The sequence below is a fragment of the Dietzia papillomatosis NBRC 105045 genome, from assembly GCF_001570845.1.
In the GTDB taxonomy this organism is placed as follows: Bacteria; Actinomycetota; Actinomycetes; order Mycobacteriales; family Mycobacteriaceae; genus Dietzia; species Dietzia cinnamea.
The window spans coordinates 38586-62880 of record NZ_BCSL01000004.1; the positions used below are offsets into that span (position 1 = coordinate 38586).

The following is a 24295-nucleotide window of genomic DNA, read 5'->3' on the forward strand; positions in this document are numbered from 1 at the left end:
CCCGCGCGCGGTGGCGTATCGTCGCCGGGGTGAGCAACTGGACAGTCGACGTCGACATCGCGCAACTCCCCGACCTGCCGCCGCTCTCCGCGGACCTCAACAGGCAGTTGGCCGATGCGCTCTCCCGGCCGGCGCTGCAGCAGCCGTCGTGGGACCCGCAGCACGCCGCCGCCATGCGCAAGGTCCTCGAGAGCGTCCCGCCGATCTGCGTGGCCTCCGAGGTCGAGCACCTCTCGGACCGCCTGGCGGACGTGGCCCACGGTCGGGCGTTCCTGCTGCAGGGCGGTGACTGCGCGGAGACGTTCGAGGCCAACACCGAGCCCCATATCAAGGGCGTGATCCGCACGCTCCTGCAGATGTCGGTCGTGCTGACCTACGGCGCCTCGATGCCCGTGGTCAAGGTCGGTCGCATCGCCGGCCAGTACGCCAAGCCCCGCTCCGCCGACCGCGACGGCACCGGACTGCTGTCCTACCGGGGGGACATGGTCAACAGCATCGAGGCGGACGAGTCCGCCCGCGAGCACGACCCGTCCCGCCTGGTCCGCGCCTACGCCAACGCGGCCGCGGCGATGAACCTCGTCCGCTCCCTGACGGCGTCGGGCACCGCCGACCTGCACCGCGTGCACGAGTGGAACATGGAGTTCGTAGCCGGCTCGCCGGCCGGTGCCCGCTACGAGGCCCTGGCCGCGGAGGTCGACCGGGGCCTGCGCTTCATGGACGCGTGCGGCGTCTCCGACGCGAACCTGCGGTCCGCCGACATCTTCTCCTCCCACGAGGCCCTGGTCCTGGACTACGAGCGGGCGATGCTGCGCCTGGCCGACGACGGGACGGGACTCACCGGTGACGCCGAGCCGGGCCTGTACGACCTGTCGGCCCACTTCCTGTGGATCGGGGAGCGCACCCGCGGCATCGACGACGCGCACGTGGCGTTCGCCTCGCTCATCCAGAACCCCATCGGACTGAAGATCGGTCCCACCACGACGCCCGAGCTGGCGGTCGAGTACGTGAAGAAGCTCGACCCGGACAACCGGCCGGGCCGCCTCACCCTGGTCTCCCGCATGGGCAACGACAAGGTCCGGGAGGCGCTCCCGCCGATCGTCCGTGCGGTGGAGGCCACCGGGCACAAGGTCATCTGGCAGTGCGACCCGATGCACGGCAACACCCACTCCACGTCGAACGGGTACAAGACCCGCCATTTCGACCGGATCATCGACGAGGTCCAGGGCTTCTTCGAGGTGCACCACGCGCTCGGGTCGCATCCCGGCGGGATCCACATCGAGTTGACCGGCGAGGACGTCACGGAGTGCCTCGGCGGCGCCCAGGACATCTCCGACCTGGATCTGGCGGGCCGGTACGAGACGGCCTGCGACCCGCGGCTCAACACCCAGCAGTCGCTCGAGCTGGCCTACCTGGTCGCGGAGATGCTGCGCCACTGACGCGTCGGGCCCGGCCGCCGGCGCGACGCGTCAGCCCAGGGCGTCGATCTCGACCTCGCTGCCCCGGGCCACCACCCGGCCGGGCAGCGGGGTCTGGCCGTAGACGATGCCGCTCGACGTCCCCGCGTCGATGGTGGCGCGCAGTCCGGCCTCCTGCAGTCGCTGGCGGGCGTCGGACGCGCGTGAGCCAAGCACGACCGGGACGGTCACCGCGTCCGACGGCACGATCCGCAGCACGGCGCCCGACGGGTCGAGGCGGGTCCCGGCGGGCGGCTCGGTACGGACCACCCGACCGTCGGCGACCTGACGATCGGTGACGGGCGACTCGAGGACGACCGTGAACCCGGCCTTCTCGAGCACGTCGGTCGCCTCGTCGACGGGCACGTCCCTGATGTCGGGCACGGTCAGTGCGTTGGAGACCAGCAGGACGACCCCGTCGCCGCGGGACACGTCGGTCCCGGCGTCCGGGTCGGTGCCCACGGCCAGGCCACCGTCCACCTCGTCGTCGTACACCCTCCTGACCTCCGACACGGCGAGGCCCGCGCCCTCGAGGGCGGCGCGCGCCTGGTCCTCGGCCAGGCCCACCACCTCCGGCACGGCCACCGGCGCCGGCCCGGAGCTGGTGATCATGGCCACGCGCGTGCCCACGTCGACGGTCGTGCCCGCGCCGGGCTGCAACGACACCACCTGGCCGACGGGCACCGAGTCGGAGTACTCGGAGCCGCCGCGGACCGGCTCCAGCGAGTTCTCCCGGAGGGCGGCCGAGACGGCGTCGACGGTCCGGTTCGCACCCACCTCGGGCACCACCGGGCGCCCCACCGACACCAACACGGCCACGGTGTCCCCGCGGGGCACCTTCTCACCCGCCGCGGGGTCGGTACCCACCAGGCCGGACGGGGGGACGTCGTTGCTGAAGGCGTCGCGCGTCGCGGCCGCGAGCCCCACGGCGTTGACCGCGTCGGTGGCCTGGCCCACCGACATCCCCTGGACGGAGGGCACCTCCACGAACCGCCCCGAGCCGAGCCACCACCCGGCCACGGCCAGTCCGATCGCGGCGGCGAGCACCACGATGAGCCATAACATGCCGCGCTGTCGGCGCGGCCGGATGATGTCGCGGTCGGGCGCGGCCTCCACCTCGGCGCGCGGTGCGCGGGCGGGCTCGGCGGGGCCGGCGTGCGTGCCGGGGCCGCCGGCCGGGGGCGCCGGGGCGAGGTCGGCACGCGTCTGGACCCGGGTGGGCGTCGGACCGTCGCCGCGGCGCAGGGCCTCGCCGCTCTCGCGGTCGGCGGCGTCGAACTCGGATTCCCCGCCCGGGGTGGCGCGCGCGGCGTTCGCCCGGGCCCGCGTCCACGAGGACTGCCTCGGCGCCGGGACGACGTAGTCGGGGAACCGCCCGATCCTGGCGGCGCGGTCGAGGTCGCGCAGCATCTCGTCGGCGTCGGCGTAGCGGTCCTCGCGACTGCGCCGGGTGGCGCGCAGGACCAGGTGGTCCAGGTCCTCGGCGACGGTGTCGGACTGGTCGGACGGCGCGGGGACGTCGGTGTCGAGGCGACGATAGGCCACCGCGATGTTGTTGTCGCCGCTGAACGGCGGCTCCCCGGTGAGCATCTCGAAGGCCAGCACGCCCAGGGAATACAGGTCGGAGCGCGCGTCCGTGTCGGCACCGGAGATCTGCTCGGGGGAGAGGTACGCGGCGGTGCCCATGACCACGCTGCTGGAGGTGGCGCGCGACTCGGCGACCGCGCGCACCAGGCCGAAGTCGGCCAGCTTGACCGCGCCGGTCGTGGAGATCAGGACGTTCTCGGGCTTGATGTCCCGGTGGACGAGGCCGGCGGCGTGGGCCTCGCGGAGCGCGCCGAGCAGCGGGCGCAGTACGGCGGCCGCGGCGTACGGCGGCATCGGCCCGCGCTCGTCGAGGAGTTCGCGCAGCGTGCCGCCGGGCACCAGTTCCATGACCAGGAACGCGGTCCCCGCCTCGACGCCCTGGTCGAAGACCTGGACGATGCCGGGATCGGACAGGCGCGCGGCGGACCGGGCCTCGAGCGTGAACCGGTCCACGAACGCGCGGTCGCCGGCGAGGGTGGGGTCGAGCAGTTTGACGGCGACGTGACGGTCGAGCCGCTCGTCCGTGGCCAGGTGGACCGTGGACATGCCACCGCGGGCGATCACGGCGTCGAGCCGGTAGCGCCCGTCGAGCAGGGTGCCTGGTCCGGGGGGCTGCCCGTCGTAAGTGCTCATAGCGTCCATTCTGCCCCTCCCGCCCCGTCCGCGGTACGTCCGGAGACGTCCTGACGCGGCCCGGGGTCTAACGTGGGAGGCGTGAGTACCGTTCCGCACTGCGACGACGTCCTGCCCGCCGGGGCCGAGACCATCAACCTGCCCGAGGTGTCCGAGCGCCTCGGCATCCCGGTGACCCGTGTGCACGATCTGCTGCGCGACGGGACACTGCTCGCCGTCCGCCGGGCGGGCGTCGTCGTGGTGCCGGCCGTCTTTCTGGACGACGACGAGGTCGTGCGTTTCCTTCCGGGACTGATCGCCGTCCTGCGGGACGGGGGTTATCGGGACGAGGAGATTCTGCGGTGGCTGTTCACCGAGGACGACAGCCTGCCCGGCCGCCCGGCCGACGCGCTCCACGGCCACCGCGCACGGGAGGTCATGCGTCGCGCTCAGGCGATGGCGTTCTGACGGAGTCGGGGCCGGTGCGCGCTGCTGCGGTCGCACGCCACCACCACCAGACCGCGGCAGCGGACGCCACGAGGGCCGCGCCGACTAGCGCGGGGCTGTAGAGGCTGGTCGAGCCGTTCGGGCCGATCCCCAGGACGAGGAAGACGGTCACTCCGACCGCCGCGGTCGTCGCGCGCGGGCCCGGCCGGGCGACAAACCAGAACGCGGCCACCCACACGTGGTACCACGGCCAGGACAGCGAGTTGAGCACCACGAAGGTCAGCAGCGCGACCATGATGCCGCGCAGCGCCGACCGGGTGTCCCGGCGGTACCGCCACCACACCGCCACCAGCGCCACCGCGAGCACTACACGTCCCACCCGCCGGGTCACGGCGAGGACGTCCTCGAAGCCGGGGGTGTCGAACGCGGCGTGGATGAGGTGGGCCACAGCAGTAGGCGCGCTCAGGTAGTTGATGACCCGGTCGGAGACGGAGATGGCGTCCACCCAGCCGAGGCCCGTGCCGGCGGCCAGAGTGGCCAGCGCGAACACGACGACCGCCGCGCCCGCTGCGACGACCGTGTCGAGGACCGCGCCCACGAGGGGACTCCGGTGCGACCGCGCGAGAGGCCGCGTGGAGTCCTGCGGGCGTCGGCGCCGGTCGAGGGCGATCCACAGCAGGAACGGCGCGACGATCACGGCGGTGGCCTTGAACGCCACGGCGAGGCCGATCGCGGCCCCCGCCCACGCGTAGCGCCGGTCGAGGGTGAGCACGACCGCCGCGAGGCACGCCACCAGGGGGAAGATCTCGTTGTGCAGGCCGCCCGCGAGGTGGATGACGGTCAGTGGTGACGCGCCGGCCATCCACACGGCCGCGCCCGCGTCGACCCCGGCGCGGCGAGCAGCCGCCGCCACGAGCGCGACGAGCCCGGCCAGCGCGACCAGCACCAGCACACGCAGGATCAGCACGCCCACCGCGGGATGCCCGCCCGACAGGGCCACGACGCCGCGCATGAGGAGCAGGTGCAGGGGGCCGTAGGGGGTGGCGGTGGACTGCCAGTCGGAGCTGACCTCGGTGGTGAACGGGCCGGGGTTGGCCTCGGGCCCGTACTCGTACGGGTCGACGCCCGCGGCGGTCATCGCGCCCTGAGCCAGGTACGACCACGCGTCGCGGCTGAACAGGGGGACCGCGGGCAGCAGCGGCAGCGACCACAGCGCGGTGGCCCACGCGGCGTCGCGTGTGGGGAGCCGTCCGGAGACCGCTCGGGGGCCGAGCGAGAGCCACGACGTGACCAGGAGCGCGACGCCCGCCCAGCACAGGACGAGGGCCAGGACCTCACCGTGGCCGAACGTGAAACCGGGCAGGCCTATCGCGACCGCGGGGCCGCCGTCGACCGGCAGCGCGCCGGCGCCGAAGCCGGAGACGGTGAGCAGTGCGGAACCGAGGACGCCCCGCCACAGCGCGGGGCCGGACGGGCCGGTGAGGGCGGCGCGGGCGGAGCCCACCGCCGAGGTGGTCCGGGTGGGCGGGCGTGACGACGACGAGGAGTTCCGCTCAGGTCGGCGTCCCGTGGCAGCGGGCACGGGTCAGGCCCGTCGGCGGGTCGCGGCCTCCGCGAGGTCCCGCAGCATGTCCCGCCCGTGTGCGCTGATCGCCTCCGAGGCGATCGCGTCCAGCGCGCGGGCGGTCAGCTCCTCGATCTCGGTCTCGACGGAGGCGACCGCTCCGGAGTCCACGAGGACGGCGCGGGCCCGTTCGAGCGTCGGGCCGTCGGGTTCGGTTCCCAGGACTCCGGCGAGGAAGCGCGCGTCCTCGCCGGGCGCGAGGGTCATCGCGCGTGCGAGCAGGAGGGTGCGCTTGCCCTCACGTAGGTCGTCCCCGGACGGCTTCCCGGTGACCTCCGGGTCGCCGAACACCCCGAGCAGGTCGTCACGCAGCTGGAACGCCTGGCCCACGGCGACGCCGAACTCCCTCAGCGTGGCGACCGTCTCGTCGGTCGCGCCGGCGAGCTCGGCCCCGATGTGCAGGGGCCTCTCGACGGTGTAGGCCGCGGTCTTGAAGCGGTTCACCCGGGCGGGGGTCTGCTCGTCCGTGGCCCCCGACGCCTCGGCGAGGATGTCGAGCATCTGGCCGGACAGGACCTCGGTCTTCATGGCGTGCCACGGGCCGAGCGCCCGGCCCAGCGCGGCCGGATCGACGCCTGACGTCACGAACATCTCGTCGGCCCAGCTCAGGGCCAGATCGCCGACGAGGATCGCCTGGGACACCCCGTAGCGGGCGGCGTCGCCGTCCCACCCGTCCCGGCGGTGCGCCGACTCGATAGCGCGGTGCACGGTGGGTCGGCCGCGGCGGGTGTCGGAGGCGTCGACGATGTCGTCGTGGACGAGGGCGCACGCCTGGATCAGCTCGAGGGCGGCGCAGGCGGTCACGACCTCCTCGGGCGCCGGGCCGGCGTCGGGCCGGGACGCGGCCCACCCGGCCAGTGCGAAGCGGGGCCGCATCCGCTTGCCGCCGTCGAGCACGAAGTCCGACAGGAGCCCGGCCAGCCGGTCCACCCGCTCGTCGACCGCGGCGACGACCGTGCGCCGTCCCTCGATGTGGCGGCGGAGCGTGGCGAGGACGCGTTCTCCGTCGTCGGGGCGGGTCGCCATGACCACGGGCACCATCCCTTCCGGGCGCCCGGTCCGGTCGCCCTCGTCGCCGACGATCCTAGTCGTCGGGCGACGGCCGGACCGGACGCGTGTCGGGCTACCCTGGTCGGGTGACCCAGCTACCCGACTCCGACCAGACGGGCGGTGGCCGGCACCCCAGCATCGTGGAGCGGATCGAGACGTCCACCACCCCGAGGGTGCCGTTCTCCGTCGAGTTCTACCCGCCCCGCGACGAGGCCGCCGAGGAGCGTCTCTGGCGTGCGGCCTCCGTGTTCTCCGAGCTCGGTGCGGCGTTCGTCTCCGTGACCTACGGGGCGGGCGGGTCGACGCGGGACCGGACCGTCCGGGTCGTGGAGCGCATCGTCCGCGAGACCGACCTCGTCCCCATCGCCCACCTCACGGCGGTCGGGCACACGGTGGCCGAGCTCACCGACATGGTCCGGATGTACGGCGAGGCGGGGGTCTCCAACATCCTCGCGCTCCGCGGCGACCCGCCCGGGGACCCGCTGGGTGAGTGGACGGCCCACCCGGAGGGGCTGCACTACGCCGAGGAGCTCGTGCGGCTGATCCACGAGGTGGGTGAGTACCACGTGGGCGTGGCCTCCTTCCCCGAGGGGCACTACCGGGCCCGCGACCTCGACCACGACACCGAGGTCCTGGTCGGCAAGCTGCGCGCGGGGGCCGAGTACTCCATCACGCAGATGTTCTGGGACGTCGAGCACTACCTCCGGCTGCGGGACCGAGCCGTCGCGGCCGATCCGGAGCAGGGCGCCAAGCCGATAATCCCGGGTCTCATGCCGGTCACCAGCCTGCGTCAGGTCAAGCGGATGGTCGAGCTGTCGGGGTGCGCGCTGCCCGACGACCTGGCCGAGCGCCTGCGCACCGCGGCGGGGGACGGGCCGGAGGAGAACCGCGAGGCGGTGCGCGAGGTGGGGATCGACCTGACCACTCGGATGTGTGAGCGGCTGATCTCCGAGGGCGTGCCGTGTCTGCACTTCAACACCCTCAACTTCTCGCGGGCCACCCGCGAGGTCCTCACAAACCTGTCGATGGCGCCCGCGCCCGGGGTGGCGGCCAGCCGGATCTGACCGCCTCAGCGCACCAGCCGGTCCGCGCGGGCCCTCGAGGTCCGCGCGGCCAGGATCGTCCCGATGGACACCAGCAGGGCTGCGCCGACGCCCACGATCATCCACACGGCGAAGCCGCGGGTGGCAGGGTCCGGGTACGAGGACGAGGCCTGCATCCGGGTGATGGACCCCGGTGCGGGCGTCCAGCTCACGGAGTTCCCCGCGCCGACGGTCCCGTTGGTCTCGCTGATGCGGTTGGGGAACGTCAGGTCGACCCGCGTCGTCGTCGATCCGGCGCGATCAGCCGGGAGCATCGACAGGTCGATCGCGCCGCTGAACGACACGGTGTCGCCGCTGCGGCGGAATCCGAGCGTGTACGGGCGGGCGCCCTCGATGTCGATCGCCAGGGAGAGCGCGTCCATCTCCGCGAACGTCAACTGGGTGAAGTAGATCTCGCGACCGGTGAACCCGTCCGCAGAGTAGGGCGTGATCCGGACCTTCTGCTCGAGGCCGGACGGCGCGCCGAGCCGCTCGAGCGCCGCCGCCTGTTCCAGCTGGTCCCCGGCGACGAGGATGCGTCCGGAGACGGTGTCGTCCTTACGGACGCTCATCTGCGCGTTGAGCTGCAGACACCCGGTGAGCACGACCAGCAGGGCGGCCAGCGTGGTGAGGCCAGCGACCCGTCGGGACAGCCGCGAGCGGCCGGAGGCGGCTGAGCGGCGCACGGTCGTGGAGGGCACGGTCGTGGGACGCCGGAGCGGTCGGGGCACGGTCACGGCGGTCATTCTGCCCGGATCCCCCGACGCCGTAGCGCCGACCTGCCGAGCCTGCGGCCGACGAGTCGCGCCACCGTCCTGCCGCTGGCGCCGATGACGCCTCCGCCGGGGTGGGTGGACGCTCCGGCGAGGAACACCCCGTCGGCGCCCGGGACCGCGTGGCCGCGCAGGTCGGGGTGCGGGCGCATCGGCAGCATCTGGTCCAGCGACATCTCCACGTGCATGACGTTCCCGCCGAGCAGCCCGAGCTCGGTCTCCAGGTCCTCCGGAGTCTGGATGTGTCGGTGGACGATCGAGTCCGCCAGACCAGGGGCGAACCGGTCCGCCGCTGCGATGATGCGGTCGGCCTCCCCGGGCCCGGCCTCGGCCCAGCCCCGCCCGTCGGCGAGGTGGCGCGGGTGCCACTGCGACCAGAGGGTGAGCTCGTGTCGGCCCTCCGGCGCGAGGGAGGGGTCGAGCGAGCTGAAGCTCATGGCCAGGACGGCGGGGTCCGCGTCCAGCCCCCCGGCCGCGGCCACGCCGTAGCGCCGGTCGAGGTGTCGCCGGTCCGTGACGAGCAGCTGCAGCCCGTGGGCACTGGTCTCGGTGGGCACGTCCGGATAGCACGGCAGGTCGGTGGTGCCCAGCCGGACGACCATCCCCAGGCCGAAGCCGGGCCGGATCCGCCGCCGCCACCCGTCCACCGTCGTCGCCGGCAACTCGTGCTCGAGGAGGTCGAGGGTCGTGTGGACGTGGCACGCCGCCACCACCGTCGAGCAGTGGAGGGAGTCGCCGCCCTCGGTGTCGACCCGCCAGCCCGGACCCGAGCGGCGGATCGCGGTTGCCCCGGCGCCGGCGGTGACCGTGCCGCCGTGCGCCCGGATCGCCGACGTCAGCGCGTCAGCCAGCGCCCCGGACCCGCCCACCGCGCGCCCGGGCGGGATCCGGTGCATCAGTGCCGCGAAGCCGATCATCGGGGCGGTGGCGGGGTGCGACATCGGCGGACCGGACTGGGCCCCGAACCACGAGAGCGCGGCCTTGAGCCGCTCGGAGTCGAACATCGAGTCCAGGAGCGCGTCGCCGGAGGACAGGAACGTCTGGACCGCGCCGAACGGGTCGCGCAGGTCCTCGGCCCCGAGGAACGCCGACCCGAGCCCCGGCGCGGTCGGCCGCACCGAGAAGCCCTTCATCATGCGTCCCGCGAGGACGTCCCACCGCCGGACGAACTCGCGGTACGCGTCGGCATCGGCGTCCCCGCAGGCGGCGGCGATGCTGGCGCACGTCGCGTCGAGGTCCCGGTGGAAGACGATCGGCGGCTCCCCGGATCCGGGCGGAGCGGGCGCGAACCCCCACGGATCGCAGTCGATGTAGCGCAGTCCGTGGGCCGCGAGGTCGAGCTCCTCCGGGATGCCGGTGTGCCGGATCATGAGGTGCGCCGACGACCCGCGATCGGTCAGGTGACCGGGGTACCGTTCGACCGTCGAGGTGGCGCCGCCGATCACGGTGTCCTTCTCCACCACGTGGACGTCGTGCCCGGCGCGGGCGAGATAGGCGGCGCAGACCAGCCCGTTGTGGCCGGAGCCGATCACCACCACGTCATGACGCCGGCTCACTCGTCGGTCCCCGGGACGGGGAGCGGCAACGTGCGCTCGAGGACCGCGAACGGCCGTGCATCGCCCTCGAAGCGGTACGACCGCAGCACATCGGTGAAGCCTAGCGACCGGTACAGCCGCCACGCGCTGTTGTCCTCGCCCTCGACCTCGGGTGTGGACAACAGGACCCTGCTCTCCGGACGGTCCGCCAGGAACCTGCGCAGCAGTGTCCCGCCGATACCGCGGCCCTGGTGGGTGGGCGAGACGTGCAGTTCGGTCAGCTCGACGTAGTCGGACGGGAGTTCGCGCTCCCGGTCGCGCAACCCCCGGGAGACCTGCTCGTACCACCACTGGCCGGGCGCGCCGTGGTAGCCGTAACAGATCGCGACCAGCGGGCCCCTCGACTGTCCGAGCAGGCGCCGGCGCGGGGCCTCGAACGCGGCCACCCCGGACCAGCCGTCGCGGTAGCTGTGCTCCATCCAGGCGGCCGCCCGGGAGCGGATCACCTGCGACGGGTAGCCCATGGCGTCGACGTAGACCCCCAGAGCCTCGGGCAGTCGGTCTCGGAAGTCGGCGGCGTCCAGCCGGGTGATCACGGTGTCCATCCACCCCATTTGATCACGGGCGCGGATCCGGGGCGCCGGGATGTGTCGTACCCCGGCGATACCGTGCGCGCAGACGCGGAGGTGCAGGAGGCGGAGGTGCAGCAGATGGACACGAGGAGGACGCGGACCACGAGCAGGACGCGGTCGTCCCGCGGGGGTGCCGCGGGGTCACTCGGCCGCGCCGGGCGCGCCGAGGTGCATCGTGGTCGCGCGGTCGCGGCGGCCGACCCGTCGGAGCGCTTCGTCGAGGCGTACCGCGCCGCGCGGTGCGCTGCCGGCGCGTTGCTGGCCCCGGGGCCCCGGCGTCGCGGTCCGGTCGATGTCTGGCACCGGCTCGCGGCGGAGGCGCCTGAACTGGGGGAGTGGGCGACCGCCTTCGCCGGGTATTCCGCTCTAGCTGCCGCCGTCGAGGACGGGCTCCCGCGGACGATCTCAGCCCGCATGGCGGACGATTTCCTGTGGGCGGTGGGCCGCTTCATGGACCTGGTGGACCGGCGCCTGGGCGTCCTGGGCCCCGCGGCCTGACCCGTCCGGCCGCGGACCCGCCGTCCCCCTGGCCCGTCCAGGGGAATCCCGGTGGTCCCGGCCGCGTTGCCCTCGTATGATGGGGAGAACCATGACCGGCTGATCACCGTCCGCGGTCGGTGCGAACCGACCGAGCCGGCCACGCTCGTCATCACGAGCATCTGAAGGAGGTCGAAGTGCCCCTGTCCGAGCACGAGCAGCGCATGCTCAAGGAGATCGAGAGCGCGCTCTACGCCGACGACCCCAAGTTCGCGTCGTCCGTCCGTAAGACCGGCGCGAGTGGCGCCCGGCGTCCCGCGGGCCTGGTCGTGGCGCTCGCCGTCCTCGGTGTGGCACTTCTCATCGGTGGTCTGGCCCTCGACGTCAAGCCGGGCGGTTTCCCCGTGCTGAGCCTCGTCGGGTTCCTGGTCATGTTCGCGGCCGGGGTGCTCGCGCTACGTTCGACGCCGTCAGCGGGTGCGCCGGGGGTCAAGAACCCGGGCGGGCCGCGTGTCCCCGGGGCCGGGCGGGCCTCCTCCAAGTCCTCCGATGGTCGGTCCTACTCCTCGAGGATGGAGGACCGGTTCCGCCGTCGCTTCGAGCAGGGGCCCTGATCGATCGACTGCCTCCGGGCCGACCACCACGCTTCAGATGAAGGGGTGAGCGCACCAGCGCTCACCCCTTCACCCATTTCCCGGCCCACCGGCCCACCGGCCCACCGGCCCACCGGCCCACCGGCCCGAGGCCCATCGGTCCACCGGCCCACCTGCCCGCCGGCCCGCCGGGGTACGGCTTCTCGCATTCACGCCACGCTCGCGGGGACGCCACGGGTCCTCCGGCATCCACTCGCGCAGTCGGCGTCTCGCCGGCGGGGCTCAACGCCGAGTCCACAGCCGCTCCCTCGGATGGCGTCTCGCTCGCGCGGATGTACGCCGAGCATGCAGCCGCTCCCGGGGATGGCGTCTCGCACCCACCGCGGTGCGCGCGAGACGCCATCTTGGCGTGCGGCTGCGGCTGCGGCTGAGCGGGCCGGGCGGCTGCGGCTGAGCGAGCTGGGCGGCTTCGGCTGAGCGGGCCGGGCGGCTGAGCGAGCTGGGCGGCTGCGCGCCCGACCCCTCCCCGCCCCGGAGCCCCACCACGCCCCACCCCGACGCCCCACCACTCCCCACCGGCCGCCCTCAGGGCCGCCTCATGAGCTACTTCAGTCACATCGGCCTCAGTAAGTCGCTGAATGTGCGGTTCGTGACGAGGGCTCGACAGCAGGGGGTCGTCCGTGTCGACGAGGCGGAAACCGTCTGAAGTGCAGTGATGTAAGACAGTGGGGAGAAGTGGGGCGCACGCCTTGTTTGTGGGGCGTAGTGGGGTACAGTGGGGCACGCAAGGAGCTCGATGGGCCTGGACCCCAGGAGGTGGCGGGTGACCGACACCGATCCCGTCGACTCCGGACGCGAACGAGCCTTCGTCGGGTACGGGACCCACCGTCCCAAGCTCGACGACAAGGGGCGGCTGACGATCCCCGCCAGATTCAGGCCAGGCCTGGCGGACGGGGTGGTGGTGTGTGGGTGGTTCACCAACACGCTGTCGGTCTTCCCTGAGGGCGAGTTCGACGCGCTGGTCAGAAAGGTCCGGCCGACCGCCAACCTCAGCGAGAGGCACATGGCGTTCTTCCGGCTCCTGGTGAGCGGCGCGGAAGTCCAGCAACTGGACTCGCAGGGACGGATCTCCATCCCCGCGAGTCAGCGGAACTACGCGGGTCTGGACAAGGACTGCGTCGTCAACGGCCTCGGGGAGCGTCTCGAGGTCTGGGACGCCGAGGCGTGGGACCGCTACAGCGCGGAGAACCTACCCGTGTTCTCCGAGATGGAGGGCACCTCGCTCGGGATCGAGTTCTGATCCCGGGAGAGGAAGGACGAGAACGCACACGAGAGCACGACGGACGGAGCCCCCCGGCCCCTGCCCGGCACCACCCTGACGTACTTCCCCGACGCCAGGTGGGTACCGGACGGGGACCAGGGGGCTCCACCACAACCGCCGGAGCACCGACGACCGGACGCGAGGAGGCGAGATGGCAGAACGGCCCGATGCCGACCGCGACGCCACGCGCTCCGGGCACATCCCCGTCTTCCTCGAGCGCACCATCGAGCTCTTCCGTCCCGTCGTCGAGGCCGCCGCGGAGGAGGGGCGCGCACCCGTCATCGTGGACGGCACCCTCGGTCTCGGTGGGCATTCCTCGCACCTGCTGGCCGAGTTCGGCGAGCTGCGTGTACTCGGCGTGGACCGCGACCCCGAGGCGCTCGACATGGCGACCCGCCGGCTCACCGCCTATCGCGGCCGCTTCACTCCCGTCCACGCCCGCTTCGACGACTTCGACAGCGTCACCGCGGCGCTACCTCCGGATGCGCGTGACGACGCCGGCCCGGCGATCGACGGCATCCTCCTCGACTTCGGCGTCTCCTCGATGCAGCTCGACGTCGCCGAGCGCGGATTCGCGTACTCGGTGGACGCGCCGCTCGACATGAGGATGGACCCCACCACCGGCCCGACCGCCGCCGACATCCTCGCCGACTATCCGCGCGACGACATCGCCCGGGTCCTCCGGGTGTACGGCGAGGAGCGCTTCGCCCGGCAGATCGCGGCCGCGATCGTCCGCCGACGCGACACCGATCCCATCGTCACCAGCTCCCAGCTGGTCGAACTGCTCTACGACACGATCCCCCAGGGCGCCCGCCGGACCGGTGGGCATCCGGGCAAGCGAGTGTTCCAGGCCCTGCGCATCGAGGTCAACGCCGAACTCGAGGCCGTCGAGAACGCCGTGCCCGGCTACCTCGACCTCCTGCGGTTCGGCGGTCGCGCGGTCTTCATGGCGTACCACTCCCTCGAGGACAAGATCGTCAAGCGCGAACTCGCGACCCGCACCGCCTCCCGCACCCCGGCGGGCCTGCCGGTGGAGCTGCCCGGCCACGGCCCCGAGTTCGAGGCCGTCACCAGGGGAGCGGAGAAGGCCTCTCAGGAGGAGATCGACCACAACCCGCGCTCGGCCTCGGTCCGGGTGCGATGCGTCCGGCGTATCGACGGGAGAACCCCATGACGAGCACGATCGACACGCCCGGCACCGTTGACGGGCTCGACACCCACCCGGCCCCCGGCGCGGACGCCGACGCCCCGGCCGGGGCGGGACGGGCCGTCGGCCTCCGACGCAGGCCGGTCACGCGCTCCGTCCGTGGCCGTCGCACCGTGGTCGTCCCCGCGGAACGTCTGAGCCCCGCGGAACTGGCCGCGAGGGTGCCCTTCCTCGTCGTCCTGCTCCTCCTCATCGGCGCAGGCGTCGGCGGCACCCTCCTACTGTCGGCCCAGACCACCCAGGACACCTACGACCTCAAGAACGCACGCGACGCCAACGTCGAACTGGTCGAGCGGATGGAGGCGCTCCGCGCGTCCAACGAGCGCGCCCGCTCTGCCGAGGTGCTCGCGCAGCGCGCCGAGAAGCTGGGCATGGTCGGCGTCGCCAGCGCACCCATCCTGACCCGGGGATCCGACGGCGTCATCGAGATCGTGGGGGAGCCGGAAGCCAAGCTCGGCGCGCCGATCAAGCCGCTCCAACCCGCTCCGGTAGCGTCCGAGCCGTCGAGGTCGTCCGACCGGGACGCGTTCGATGCGCCGCCCGCACAGGTGCCGCAGGACCGGACCCCCCGCGGCGTCGCCCCCGTTCCTTATCCGCCGCTCGCCGGCCCGCCGTCCCCGGTGGCGCCGCCGTCCCCCATGGTCGAACCGGCGCCGCCGGCCCCCGGCGCCGACGCGGGCCCCGCCCCCGACCCGGTGTCCCCGGCCGCGCCGCCCGCCCCGGCGGCGCCTGGTGACGGTGCCGCGACGCTCGCCCCGGTGCCCGGACAACCCTTCTAGCACCCCACCCGAAAGGCCCCCGAGATGACCGAACGACGCACCCCGGAAGCGGGACGCCGGGCTACCTCGGGTGACCCGCGCGCCACCGAACCGCGCGTCGGACGGCCACCGAACCGGTTCGGGCGGGTTCTCACCACCAACTCGACCGAGCGCCGGTTCACCTTCATGCGGTCCGCGTTCGCGCTGATCATGGTGATCGCCCTCGTCAAACTCTTCTGGGTGCAGACCATCGGGGGCACCGAACTCGCGGCCCGCGCCGAGAGCCAGCGGCAGGTCCACCAGGTCCTGCCGGCCGCCCGCGGGGCGATCGTCGACCTGGACGGCGACCCCATCGCCTTCACCCGCGAGGCCCGCGACCTGTCGATCCAGCCGCTCGTCGAACAGCAGAACGCCGAGGCCCGCCGCGAGCTCGACAGCACCAAGCCGACGTGGGACGAGCTCGTCGTGGAGATCGCCGACGAGTTCGAGGCCGTTCTCGGCGACGCCGTCGACCGCGACGAGATCGAGGCCAAACTCTCGTCCGGCGGAGGCTTCACCTACCTCGTCCGCAACGTCGACGTCACCCAGGCCAACGCGATCGTCCGCAAGTACCCGATGATCGGCGCCGAGCGCGTCGACATCCGCGAGTACCCGGGCGGCGCACTCGCCGCCAACGTCGTCGGCGCCACCACCAAGAGCGACGAGGGCAAGCTGATCGGCCTGCAGGGCATCGAGTCCCACTTCAACGATCAGCTCGACGGCGAGGACGGCCGGCAGACCTTCGACCGGGCCCAGGACAACACGGTCATCCCCGGCACTCTGCGCAACATCACCGAACCCCGCGACGGCGACACGATCCGCCTCACCCTCGACGCCGACCTGCAGTGGCACGTCCAGAAGGCCATCCAGTCCGCCAAGGACACCTCCGGCGCGAAGAGCGCCTCGGCCGTCGTCCTGGACGCGCGGACCGGCGAGGTGCGGGCGATGGCGAACGACAACACGTTCAACCCCGCCGTCGGAGTGGGCGCCGAGCTCGAGCGTGGCGCCGACCTCGGCAACCCGGCCATCACCTCCCCGTTCGAGCCGGGCTCCGTGCAGAAGATCATCACCGCGGCAGCCGCGATCGAGGCCGGACTGACCCACCCGGACGAGGTGCACTCGGTCGACGGCAGCATCCGCATGGAGGGCGTCACGGTCTCCGACGCGTGGCAGCACGGACCCACGCCCTACACCACCACCGGCATCTTCGGGAAGTCCTCCAACGTCGGCACCCTCATGCTCGCCCAGCGGCTGGGCAAGGAGCCGTTCTCGCAGTACCTGGAGAGGTTCGGCCTCGGCCAGCGCACCGGTATCGAACTGGCGGGGGAGTCGGAGGGCCTCGTGCCCGACCTGCAGAACTGGCAGGGGGGCACGTTCGCCAACCTGCCTATCGGGCAGGGCCTGTCCATGACCACCCTGCAGATGGCCGGGATCTACCAGACCATCGCCAACGACGGCGTCCGGGTGCCGCCCCGGATCGTCGCCGAGCGGGTCGGTCCTGACGGCGAGAGCCACCCCACCGAACGCCCCGAGGGCGAACGCGTGGTCAGCACCGAGACCGCCCGCACCGTGCGCGACATGTTCCGCGCGGTCGTGCAGTCCGGGCCCGGCGCCCAGGCCGGTACCGGCCCCCAGGCCGCGGTGGCCGGCTACCAGATCAGCGGCAAGACCGGCACAGCGCAGCAGATCGACCCGGGCTGCTCCTGCTACTCCAACTCGCGGTACTGGATCACCTTCGCGGGCATCCTGCCGGCCGACGACCCGCGCTACGTGATCGCCATCATGCTCGACGCGCCCTCGCGCGGCGTCCTCGGCGCGTCGGCCGCCCCGCTGTTTCACGACATCGCGTCATGGCTGGTCAACAGGGACAACATCCCCCCGTCCGCCCCCGCGCCGGAACTGGTCCTGCAGGCGCGGTGACCGACGCCCGGCAGGGTAGCGTGTAGCGGGTTCACGGGAGGGATCGAGCGAGGAAGGCGGGGCGAGGACAGGCGATGACCACGGCGCGACAGCTGGCAGATGCGGTGGGGGCCAGGCTCCTCGGCGACAGGTCCGGGGCCGACGTCGACCTCACCGGGGCGACCATCCGGGCCCAGGACTGCGGTCCGGGCATCCTCTTCGCCGCCCTGCCCGGTACCCGGGTCCACGGCGCCTCCTTCGGTGCCACCGCCGTCGAGGCGGGCGCGGCCGCGGTGCTCACCGACCCCGAGGGCGTCGAACTGATGTCCGCCGTCGCCGGACGCCTGCCCGTCCTCGTCCACCCCGCCCCGCGGGCGGTACTCGGCGCCGTGTCCGCGGCGGTGACCGGCGACCCGTCCGCCGACCTCGACGTCGTCGGCATCACCGGCACCTCCGGCAAGACCACCACCACCTACCTCGTCGAGGCCGCCCTCGAGAGGTGCGGGCACGTGGCCGGTCTCATCGGCACCACCGGTAGCCGCGTGGACGGCCGCGCCCTGCCCAGCCGACTCACCACCCCCGAGGCCCCCGAGTTCCAGGCACTGCTCGCCCGGATGCGAGCCGCGGGGGCACGCGCCGTCGCGGCGGAGGTCTCCAGCCACGCCCTGCGGCTCGGCCGGGTGGACGGCGTTCGGTTCGCCGTGGGCGCGTTCCTCAACCTGTCGCAGGACCACCTGGACTTCCACCCGAGCATGGACGACTACTTCCGCGCCAAGGCGCGGCTGTTCGACGTCGAGGCGGACCCGGGCTCGGCGGTGTGGCCGGCCGAGCGGGCGGTCGTCGTGATCGACGACGAGTGGGGCCGCCGCCTGGTGGGGATGCGCCCGGACGCGGTGACCGTGTCCGCCGATCCCGGCGCCGACGCCGACTGGACGGCCGGGGAGTCCACCCCGACCGACCGCGACACCCAGGAGTTCACCGTCCACGGGCCCCGCGGAGTGGCCATCGACGTCGAGCTCCCGCTGATGGGTCGGTTCAACGTCGCCAACGCGCTCGTGGCGCTGGCGATCGTCGACGCCCTGGGCGGGGACGTCGCCGCAGCCGCGGCCGGACTCATGCGGGTGCGGGTGCCCGGCCGCCTCGAGCCGGTCGTGCGCGGCCAGGACTTCCGCGTCCTCGTGGACTACGCCCACAAGCCGGGTGCGGTCGCCGCGGTCCTGCGCTCCGTCCGCGCGCAGACCGAGGGCCGTGTGGCCGTGGTCCTCGGCGCCGGGGGCGACCGCGACCCGGGTAAGCGCCCCAAGATGGGGGCCGCCGCGGCCGAGATCGCCGACCTCGTGGTGGTGACCGACGACAACCCCCGCAGCGAGGACCCCGCCGCCATCCGCGCCGCCGTCCGCGCGGGGGCCGAACAGGCCGCCGGGCCCGACACCCGCGTCGAGGAGGTCGGCGACCGCGGCGCCGCGATCGCCACCGCGATCGACTGGGCCCGCGCCGGCGACGTCGTCGTGATCGCCGGGAAGGGACACGAGACCGGTCAGGAGGTCGCCGGCGTCGTGCACCCGTTCGACGACCGGGCCAGGGCCGCGGAAGAACTCGTCAGACGACTCGGATACCGCGCCCCCACGGGCGAGACGGAGGACAGCACACCATGATCGACCTCACCCTCGGCGAGATCGCGGGGATAGTCGGCGGTCGGTTGGTCGGTGGTGACCCGTCGACGGCCGTGACCGGCACCGTGGAGTTCGACTCCCGCCGCCTCACCCCGGGCGGGCTGTTCCTCGCCCTGCCGGGCGAACGCGTCGACGGCCACGACTTCGTCGCCCGCGCGCTCGACGCGGGCGCGGCCGGCGCGCTCGTCGCGCACGAGGTCGACGGCGTGGGCGGTGCGCAGATCGTCGTGCCCGCGGTCGACCGCCGCGAGACCAACGCCATGGCGCTGGCCGCCGACACCGACGGCTCCGGGGCCGCCGTGCTCACCGCGCTCGGCGCCCTCGCGCGCGCCAGCGTCGACCGGCTGGTCGCCGACCACGGGCTCGTCGTCGTGGGGGTCACCGGGTCGTCGGGCAAGACCAGCACCAAGGACCTCATCGGCGCCGTACTGTCGGCGGCCGGCACGGTCGTCGCACCCCCGGGCTCGTTCAACAACGAGATCGGCCACCCGTGGACCGCGCTGCGCGCGGACGAGGACACCGATTTCCTCGTCCTCGAGCTCAGCGCCCGCGCACCCGGCAACATCCGCGAGCTCGCGGCCCTCGCGCCCCCGCGCGTCGGGGTGGTCCTCAACGTCGGCACCGCGCACCTGGGCGAGTTCGGTTCGCGAGAAGTCATCGCCGCCACCAAGGGTGAGCTCGTCGAGGCGCTGCCGGACGCCGCGCACGGCGGGGTCGCCGTCCTCAACGCCGACGACGACCGGGTCGCCGCCATGGCCGGCCGGACCTCCGCCGAGGTCGTCACGGTGGGGCTGGGTGGGTCCGCGGACGTCCGTGCGGAGCGGGTGAGGCTCGACGACGAGGTGCGCGCCTCGTTCACGTTGGTCACCCCGCGGGGTGAGGCGGAGGTCGCGCTCCGGGTGCACGGCGAACACCAGGTGGGCAACGCCCTGTCGGCGGCCGCGGTGGGCCTCGCATGCGGGATGGACGTCGAGCGGATCGCGGCGGCGCTGGGTACCGCCGAGGCCGCCTCCGAGCGGCGGATGGACGTGCGCGTCACGGCCGACGGGATCACCGTCATCAACGACTCCTACAACGCCAACCCCGATTCGATGCGGGCGGCGCTGAAGTCCCTGGCCGTCATGGCCCGGTCGGGCGGCGGCCGTCCGCGCCGGACGTGGGCCGTGCTGGGGGAGATGGCGGAGCTCGGCGAGGACGCGGTGATAGAGCACGACCTCATCGGACGCTTCCTCGTCCGGCTGGACGTGTCCCAGCTGGTGGTCGTGGGACTGGGCAGGCCCCAGCGCGCGATGTTCCAGGGCGCGATCCAGGAGGGGTCGTGGGGATCCGAGGCGGAGCACGTCGCCACCGCCGAGGAGGCCGTGGAGATCCTGGACTCGAGGCTCGAGCCGGGCGACATCGTCCTGGTCAAGGCCTCGGCGGCCGTCGGCCTGTGGAGTGTCGCGGAGCGCGTGCTCGCGGCGCGCGGTGAGGAGAAGTAGTCAATGACCCAGATCATGGTCGCCGGCATCGTCGGCTTCGTCGTGAGCATCTTCCTCACACCAGTGCTGATCATCTACTTCCGCCGCCAGGGCTACGGGCAGGAGATCCGGCTCGAGGGCCCGCAGTCCCACATGGGCAAGCGGGGCACGCCCAACATGGGCGGTCTCGCGATCCTCGCCGCCGTGTGGCTCGGCTACATCGTCGCCGGGCTGATCGGACAGTTCACCGTGGGCGGCGGCGGGTTCACCGCCTCCGGCCTGCTCATCCTCGGCCTGGCGACGGCGCTGGCCGTGGTCGGCATGATCGACGACGGACTCAAGGTCTTCAAGCGCCACAACAAGGGCCTGGGCATTCTGTCCAAGACCGCCGGCCAGGTCCTCGCGGCCCTCGCGTTCGGCATCCTCGTGCTGCAGTTCCGCAACAACGACGGGCTCACCCCGGCCAGCACGTCATTGAGCTACGTGCGGGACTTCGTCGCGGTGAGCTTCCCCGTCGTCGTCTTCCTCGTCTTCATCGTCGTCCTCGTCTACGGCTGGTCCAACGCCGTCAACTTCACCGACGGCCTGGACGGCCTCGCCGCCGGGTCCATGGCGATGGTGATGGGCACCTACGTGGTGTTCACCTTCTGGCAGTTCCGCTACTCCTGCTTCTCCACCGCGGAGGGCGTCGATCTGTCCGGCTGCTACCAGGTCCGTGACCCCCTCGACATCGCGGTGGTCTGTTCGGCGGCGCTCGGCGCCTGCCTGGGCTTCCTGTGGTGGAACGCGGCCCCCGCGAAGATCTTCATGGGGGACACCGGGTCGATGTTCCTCGGCGGCGTCGTGGCGGGCGTGTCCGTCGTGTCGCGGACCGAGCTGCTCATGGTCGTCGTGGGCGCGGTGTTCGTCATCGAGTTCGTCTCGGTGCTCATCCAGGTGGCCGCGTTCCGCACCACCGGCCGACGCCCGTTCCGCATGACGCCGATCCACCACCACTTCGAGAACGGCGGGTGGGCCGAGACGACGGTGACGATCCGTTTCTGGCTACTGGTGGCCATCTCCTGTGGCCTGGCGATCGCGCTGTTCTACGGCGACTGGCTCGCGAGCTCGGTGGGGTGAGCGGGATGACCGAGACGACCCACTCAGCCGGCGCGGCCGCCGCGCGGGATCTCGACGTACGCGAGCTCGGCGGCGCGCGCGTGCTCGTCCTGGGAGCGGGAGTGTCCGGACCGGGCGCGGTGCGCATCCTCGACGCGCTGGGAGCCGAGCCCGTGGTCGCCGACTCGCGACCCGAGGCGATCGCGCGCCTGCGGGAGGCGCTGCCGGACGGTGTCGCGTGCGAGGGCGTCGACCTCGACCGCGCCGCCGAGCTGCTTGCCGTCGGCGACGGGCGGAGCTCCGTGGGGCTGGTCGTGACCAGCCCCGGGTGGCGTCCGGACTCCCCGTTGTTGGTCGCCGCAGTCGAGTCGGGGGTGCCGGTGTGGGGAGACGTGGAGCTGGCGTGGCGCGCCGACGCCGCCGAGTTGTTCGGCCCCCGCCGCACGTGGCTCGCGGTGACCGGTACCAACGGAAAGACCACCACCACCTCGATGCTCGAGGCGATCTGCCTCGAGGCGGGCATGGCGGCGCGCGCGTGCGGGAACATCGGGCTGCCGGTGACCGACGTGCTGCTGGCCGAGCCGCGCGTGGAGGTGCTCGCGGCCGAACTGTCGAGTTTCCAGCTGCACTGGGCGCCGAGCTGCCGGCCGGACGTGGGCGTGGTCCTCAACGTCGCCGAGGACCATCTCGACTGGCACGGGTCCATGGAGGCGTACGCCGCGGCCAAGGCGCAGGTCCTGACCGGCCGGGTGGCCGTGGCCGGTGCCGACGACGAGATCGCCGCGCGCCTGCTCGCCGACGCGCCCGCCGCGACGCGTATCGGGGTGCGCATCGGCGCGCCCGCCGCGGGGGAGTACGGCGTGGTCGACGGCGTGCTCACCGCGCGGGTCGGCGCCGGGGGCGTCGGTCCGGGCGACGGCGGCGACGGTGGCGACGAGTATGACGACGACGAGGTGGCGCTGCTGCCGGCCGCGGACGTGCGCCCGGCCGGGCCCGCGGGCGTCCTCGACGCACTCGCCGCCTCGGCCGTGGCCATGTCCGTGGGCGCGCGGGCCGAGCACGTCGCCGCGGCCCTGCGTTCGTTCACGGTGGGCGCCCATCGCGCCGAGCCGGTGGCGACCATCGACGGGATCACCTACATCGACGACTCCAAGGCCACCAATCCGCACGCCGCCCGCACCTCGCTGCTGGCGGGCGGACCGATGGTGTGGATCGCCGGCGGACTGCTCAAGGGCGCCGACGTCGAGCCGCTGGTCGCCGAGGTCGCCGATGTCCTGCGCGGAGTGGTCCTCATCGGCCGCGACCGCGGGCGGATCGCCGGGGCATTGGCCCGACACGCGCCGACGGTGCCCGTGGTGGAGCTGGCCTCGGGAGACGATGACGACGCTGCGGGTCCCGACGAGCCGCAGCAGACGATGGACCGCGCGGTCGCCGAGGCCGCGCGGATGGCCACCGGAGGCGACACCGTGTTGCTCGCCCCGGCTGCCGCGTCGATGGACATGTTCACCGACTACGGCCACCGGGGGCGCAGCTTCGTCCTCGCCGTGGGCCGCGTGGCCGGGAGGTAGGGGCTATGGCACTGCGAGACAAGGCGGCACCGCGAGACAACGCACCTCACGAGCGGGCGGACGGCCCGGACCGGGCCGATCGGCCCGACCTGCTCGGGCGTATCGCCGCGCCACTGGCCGCGATCAACCGGGCGCCCCTGACGTCGTACCACGTGGTCATGGTGGTCACGGCCCTGCTCACGGTCATCGGACTGGGCATGGTGCTGTCCAGTTCCAACGTGCTGGCCTTCTCCGGCGGTGGCACGCCGTTCGACATCTTCCTGCGCCAGGCGATGTTCGTCCTCATCGGCTGGATGGGCTTCGTCCTGGCCCTGCGCCTGCGCATCGAACTGCTGCGTGCGGCGGCGTTCCCGCTGCTGCTCGTGTCCATCGGTTTGCTCGTCGCGGTGCTGATCCCCGGCATCGGTTCCGAGATCAACGGCTCCCGCGGCTGGATCGACCTCGGCATCTTCTCGATCCAGCCCGCCGAGATCGCCAAGTTCGCCCTCATCGTCTGGGCGTCGTCCGTGGTCGCCAAGCGCGTGCGGACGGGCTACTGGCTGGACCTGCTCTTCCCGGCGGTCGTCGGGTACCTCATCGTGGCTGTCCTCGTCGTCGTCGCCCCCGACCTGGGCATGGCGACCGCGGTGACCATCGCGTTCCTGTGCATCCTGTGGTTCTCCGGCTACCCGGCGCGGCACTTCGCGTGGGTGATCGCCGTCGGCGTCGTCGTCTTCGGCGTCCTCGCGGTGGCGTTCGCCTACCGCTTCGAGCGGATCCGGACCTACCTCGACACGTTCCGCGGGGACTTCTCCAACCCCCAGGGCGCGGCGTACCAGTCGTACCAGGGCATGCTCTCCCTGGCCGACGGCGGACTGTTCGGCGTCGGCCTGGGTCAGTCCAGCGCCAAGTGGTTCTACCTGCCGGAGGCCACCAACGACTTTATCTTCGCCATCATCGGCGAGGAGCTCGGCTGGTTCGGCGCCGCGGTCGTCGTCTCGCTCTACCTCACCCTCGGCTGGGTCGGCATGCGGATCGCCATGCGCTCGGTGGACCCGTTCCGCCGCCTGCTCGCCGGCACCATCTCCGCGACGATCGTCCTGCAGGCGTTCATCAACATCGGCTACGTCGTGGGACTGCTCCCGGTGACCGGCCTGCAGCTGCCGCTCATCTCCAACGGCGGTACCTCCGCGGTCGTCACGCTCACCTCCCTCGGGCTGCTCGCCAACTGCGCCCGGCACGAGCCGGAGGCCATCTCCGCGATCCTCAGCTCCCCGAACCGCCGTCGGCACCGGTGGTTCTCCCTGCCCGACCCGCGCCCCTACCGGCCCGAGCGCCCCGTCCCCGCCTCGTCGGCGCCCGGTCGCTCGAGCGAGGGCGCCCGGCGGTACGGCGACCCCGTCACCCGCCGCCAGCCGACCCGCCCC

General features: G+C 73.0%; 20 protein-coding genes. 14 read left to right on the forward strand and 6 right to left on the reverse strand.

The window, feature by feature from the left end:
- Positions 1–29: 29 nt before the first annotated feature.
- Positions 30–1436, forward strand: a complete 1407-nt coding sequence (locus tag DPA01S_RS02225; RefSeq protein WP_061913766.1) for a class II 3-deoxy-7-phosphoheptulonate synthase — start codon at positions 30–32, stop codon at positions 1434–1436.
- A gap of 30 nt (positions 1437–1466) precedes the next feature.
- Here the strand turns inward: DPA01S_RS02225 and pknB are convergent, their stop codons facing one another.
- The gene (gene pknB / locus DPA01S_RS02230; RefSeq protein ID WP_232302963.1) at positions 1467–3674 is read right to left on the reverse strand and encodes a Stk1 family PASTA domain-containing Ser/Thr kinase; all 2208 of its coding nucleotides are present in this window, start codon (positions 3672–3674) and stop codon (positions 1467–1469) included.
- Between the two features lie 81 nt (positions 3675–3755).
- Here pknB and DPA01S_RS02235 point away from each other — a divergent pair, with 81 nt between their 5' ends.
- Entirely contained in the window at positions 3756–4121 is a 366-nt protein-coding gene (locus DPA01S_RS02235; protein WP_007630648.1) for an Rv2175c family DNA-binding protein, read from the forward strand.
- Here the strand turns inward: DPA01S_RS02235 and mptB are convergent.
- Together mptB and DPA01S_RS02245 are read right to left on the reverse strand one after the other, a co-directional pair.
- Positions 4090–5682 (reverse strand): polyprenol phosphomannose-dependent alpha 1,6 mannosyltransferase MptB, encoded by a 1593-nt coding sequence (gene mptB / locus DPA01S_RS02240; RefSeq protein ID WP_232302964.1) that lies wholly within the window; start codon positions 5680–5682, stop codon positions 4090–4092. The genes DPA01S_RS02235 and mptB overlap by 32 nt on opposite strands.
- Positions 5683–5685: 3 nt before the next feature.
- The gene (locus DPA01S_RS02245; RefSeq protein WP_109149223.1) at positions 5686–6765 is read right to left on the reverse strand and encodes a polyprenyl synthetase family protein; all 1080 of its coding nucleotides are present in this window, start codon (positions 6763–6765) and stop codon (positions 5686–5688) included.
- A gap of 95 nt (positions 6766–6860) precedes the next feature.
- On the opposite strand from DPA01S_RS02245, the gene metF reads away from it, so the two are divergent.
- Positions 6861–7838 carry a methylenetetrahydrofolate reductase [NAD(P)H] gene (gene metF, locus DPA01S_RS02250; protein WP_061228917.1) on the forward strand — a complete coding sequence of 326 codons (978 nt, stop codon included), beginning with the start codon at positions 6861–6863 and terminating at the stop codon, positions 7836–7838.
- Positions 7839–7843: 5 nt separating this feature from the next.
- Here metF and DPA01S_RS02255 read toward each other — a convergent pair whose 3' ends face one another.
- The 3 genes from DPA01S_RS02255 to DPA01S_RS02265 are packed head-to-tail and all read right to left on the reverse strand — an operon-like array spanning position 7844 to position 10769.
- Entirely contained in the window at positions 7844–8602 is a 759-nt protein-coding gene (locus DPA01S_RS02255) for an LppM family (lipo)protein (RefSeq protein WP_061913771.1), read from the reverse strand.
- Positions 8599–10185, reverse strand: coding sequence for a phytoene desaturase family protein (locus DPA01S_RS02260; protein ID WP_061228919.1), 1587 nt, complete (start codon positions 10183–10185; stop codon positions 8599–8601). The genes DPA01S_RS02255 and DPA01S_RS02260 overlap by 4 nt, the downstream gene beginning before the upstream one ends.
- A complete protein-coding gene (locus DPA01S_RS02265) occupies positions 10182–10769 on the reverse strand; it encodes a GNAT family N-acetyltransferase (RefSeq protein WP_061228940.1) in 588 nt (195 codons plus the stop codon). Before DPA01S_RS02265 ends, DPA01S_RS02260 begins: the two co-directional genes overlap by 4 nt.
- A gap of 105 nt (positions 10770–10874) precedes the next feature.
- Here DPA01S_RS02265 and DPA01S_RS02270 point away from each other — a divergent pair, with 105 nt between their 5' ends.
- The 11 genes from DPA01S_RS02270 to ftsW all read left to right on the forward strand — a co-directional run.
- Entirely contained in the window at positions 10875–11294 is a 420-nt protein-coding gene (locus tag DPA01S_RS02270; protein WP_061228941.1) for an SAV_6107 family HEPN domain-containing protein, read from the forward strand.
- A gap of 176 nt (positions 11295–11470) precedes the next feature.
- On the forward strand, positions 11471–11887 hold the full coding sequence (locus tag DPA01S_RS02275; protein WP_061228920.1) for an SCO2097 family morphological protein: 417 nt from the start codon (positions 11471–11473) through the stop codon (positions 11885–11887).
- 802 nt (positions 11888–12689) lie between these two features.
- On the forward strand, positions 12690–13166 hold the full coding sequence (locus tag DPA01S_RS02280; RefSeq protein WP_061228921.1) for a division/cell wall cluster transcriptional repressor MraZ: 477 nt from the start codon (positions 12690–12692) through the stop codon (positions 13164–13166).
- A 172-nt stretch (positions 13167–13338) separates the two neighbouring features.
- Positions 13339–14361 (forward strand): 16S rRNA (cytosine(1402)-N(4))-methyltransferase RsmH, encoded by a 1023-nt coding sequence (gene rsmH / locus DPA01S_RS02285; protein WP_061228922.1) that lies wholly within the window; start codon positions 13339–13341, stop codon positions 14359–14361.
- Positions 14358–15173, forward strand: a complete 816-nt coding sequence (gene ftsL / locus DPA01S_RS02290; protein WP_061228923.1) for a cell division protein FtsL — start codon at positions 14358–14360, stop codon at positions 15171–15173. The genes rsmH and ftsL overlap by 4 nt, the downstream gene beginning before the upstream one ends.
- 24 nt (positions 15174–15197) lie before the next feature.
- On the forward strand, positions 15198–17111 hold the full coding sequence (locus DPA01S_RS02295) for a peptidoglycan D,D-transpeptidase FtsI family protein (protein ID WP_083324493.1): 1914 nt from the start codon (positions 15198–15200) through the stop codon (positions 17109–17111).
- 74 nt (positions 17112–17185) lie between these two features.
- The gene (locus DPA01S_RS02300; RefSeq protein ID WP_061913773.1) at positions 17186–18745 is read left to right on the forward strand and encodes a UDP-N-acetylmuramoyl-L-alanyl-D-glutamate--2,6-diaminopimelate ligase; all 1560 of its coding nucleotides are present in this window, start codon (positions 17186–17188) and stop codon (positions 18743–18745) included.
- The gene (locus tag DPA01S_RS02305; RefSeq protein WP_061913775.1) at positions 18742–20244 is read left to right on the forward strand and encodes a UDP-N-acetylmuramoyl-tripeptide--D-alanyl-D-alanine ligase; all 1503 of its coding nucleotides are present in this window, start codon (positions 18742–18744) and stop codon (positions 20242–20244) included. Before DPA01S_RS02300 ends, DPA01S_RS02305 begins: the two co-directional genes overlap by 4 nt.
- Positions 20245–20247: 3 nt before the next feature.
- A complete protein-coding gene (gene mraY / locus DPA01S_RS02310; RefSeq protein ID WP_061913777.1) occupies positions 20248–21342 on the forward strand; it encodes a phospho-N-acetylmuramoyl-pentapeptide-transferase in 1095 nt (364 codons plus the stop codon).
- 5 nt (positions 21343–21347) lie between these two features.
- Complete coding sequence (gene murD / locus DPA01S_RS02315; RefSeq protein WP_061913779.1) at positions 21348–22889, forward strand: UDP-N-acetylmuramoyl-L-alanine--D-glutamate ligase; 1542 nt, start codon at positions 21348–21350, stop codon at positions 22887–22889.
- Positions 22890–22894: 5 nt separating this feature from the next.
- The coding region (ftsW, locus tag DPA01S_RS02320; RefSeq protein ID WP_061913781.1) for a putative lipid II flippase FtsW at positions 22895–24295 on the forward strand (1401 nt) is incomplete at its 3' end.

What these genes read in the sequence shown, in the direction of transcription:
- pknB (WP_232302963.1), bottom strand. Translation starts at nt 3,674, where the DNA reads ATGAGCACTTACGACGGGCAGCCCCCCGGACCAGGCACCCTGCTCGAC.
- DPA01S_RS02245 (WP_109149223.1), bottom strand. Translation starts at nt 6,765, where the DNA reads ATGGTGCCCGTGGTCATGGCGACCCGCCCCGACGACGGAGAACGCGTC.
- DPA01S_RS02255 (WP_061913771.1), bottom strand. Translation starts at nt 8,602, where the DNA reads ATGACCGCCGTGACCGTGCCCCGACCGCTCCGGCGTCCCACGACCGTG.
- DPA01S_RS02265 (WP_061228940.1), bottom strand. Translation starts at nt 10,769, where the DNA reads ATGGACACCGTGATCACCCGGCTGGACGCCGCCGACTTCCGAGACCGA.
- DPA01S_RS02270 (WP_061228941.1), top strand. Translation starts at nt 10,875, where the DNA reads ATGGACACGAGGAGGACGCGGACCACGAGCAGGACGCGGTCGTCCCGC.
- rsmH (WP_061228922.1), top strand. Translation starts at nt 13,339, where the DNA reads ATGGCAGAACGGCCCGATGCCGACCGCGACGCCACGCGCTCCGGGCAC.
- ftsL (WP_061228923.1), top strand. Translation starts at nt 14,358, where the DNA reads ATGACGAGCACGATCGACACGCCCGGCACCGTTGACGGGCTCGACACC.
- DPA01S_RS02295 (WP_083324493.1), top strand. Translation starts at nt 15,198, where the DNA reads ATGACCGAACGACGCACCCCGGAAGCGGGACGCCGGGCTACCTCGGGT.
- DPA01S_RS02300 (WP_061913773.1), top strand. Translation starts at nt 17,186, where the DNA reads ATGACCACGGCGCGACAGCTGGCAGATGCGGTGGGGGCCAGGCTCCTC.
- DPA01S_RS02305 (WP_061913775.1), top strand. Translation starts at nt 18,742, where the DNA reads ATGATCGACCTCACCCTCGGCGAGATCGCGGGGATAGTCGGCGGTCGG.
- mraY (WP_061913777.1), top strand. Translation starts at nt 20,248, where the DNA reads ATGACCCAGATCATGGTCGCCGGCATCGTCGGCTTCGTCGTGAGCATC.
- murD (WP_061913779.1), top strand. Translation starts at nt 21,348, where the DNA reads ATGACCGAGACGACCCACTCAGCCGGCGCGGCCGCCGCGCGGGATCTC.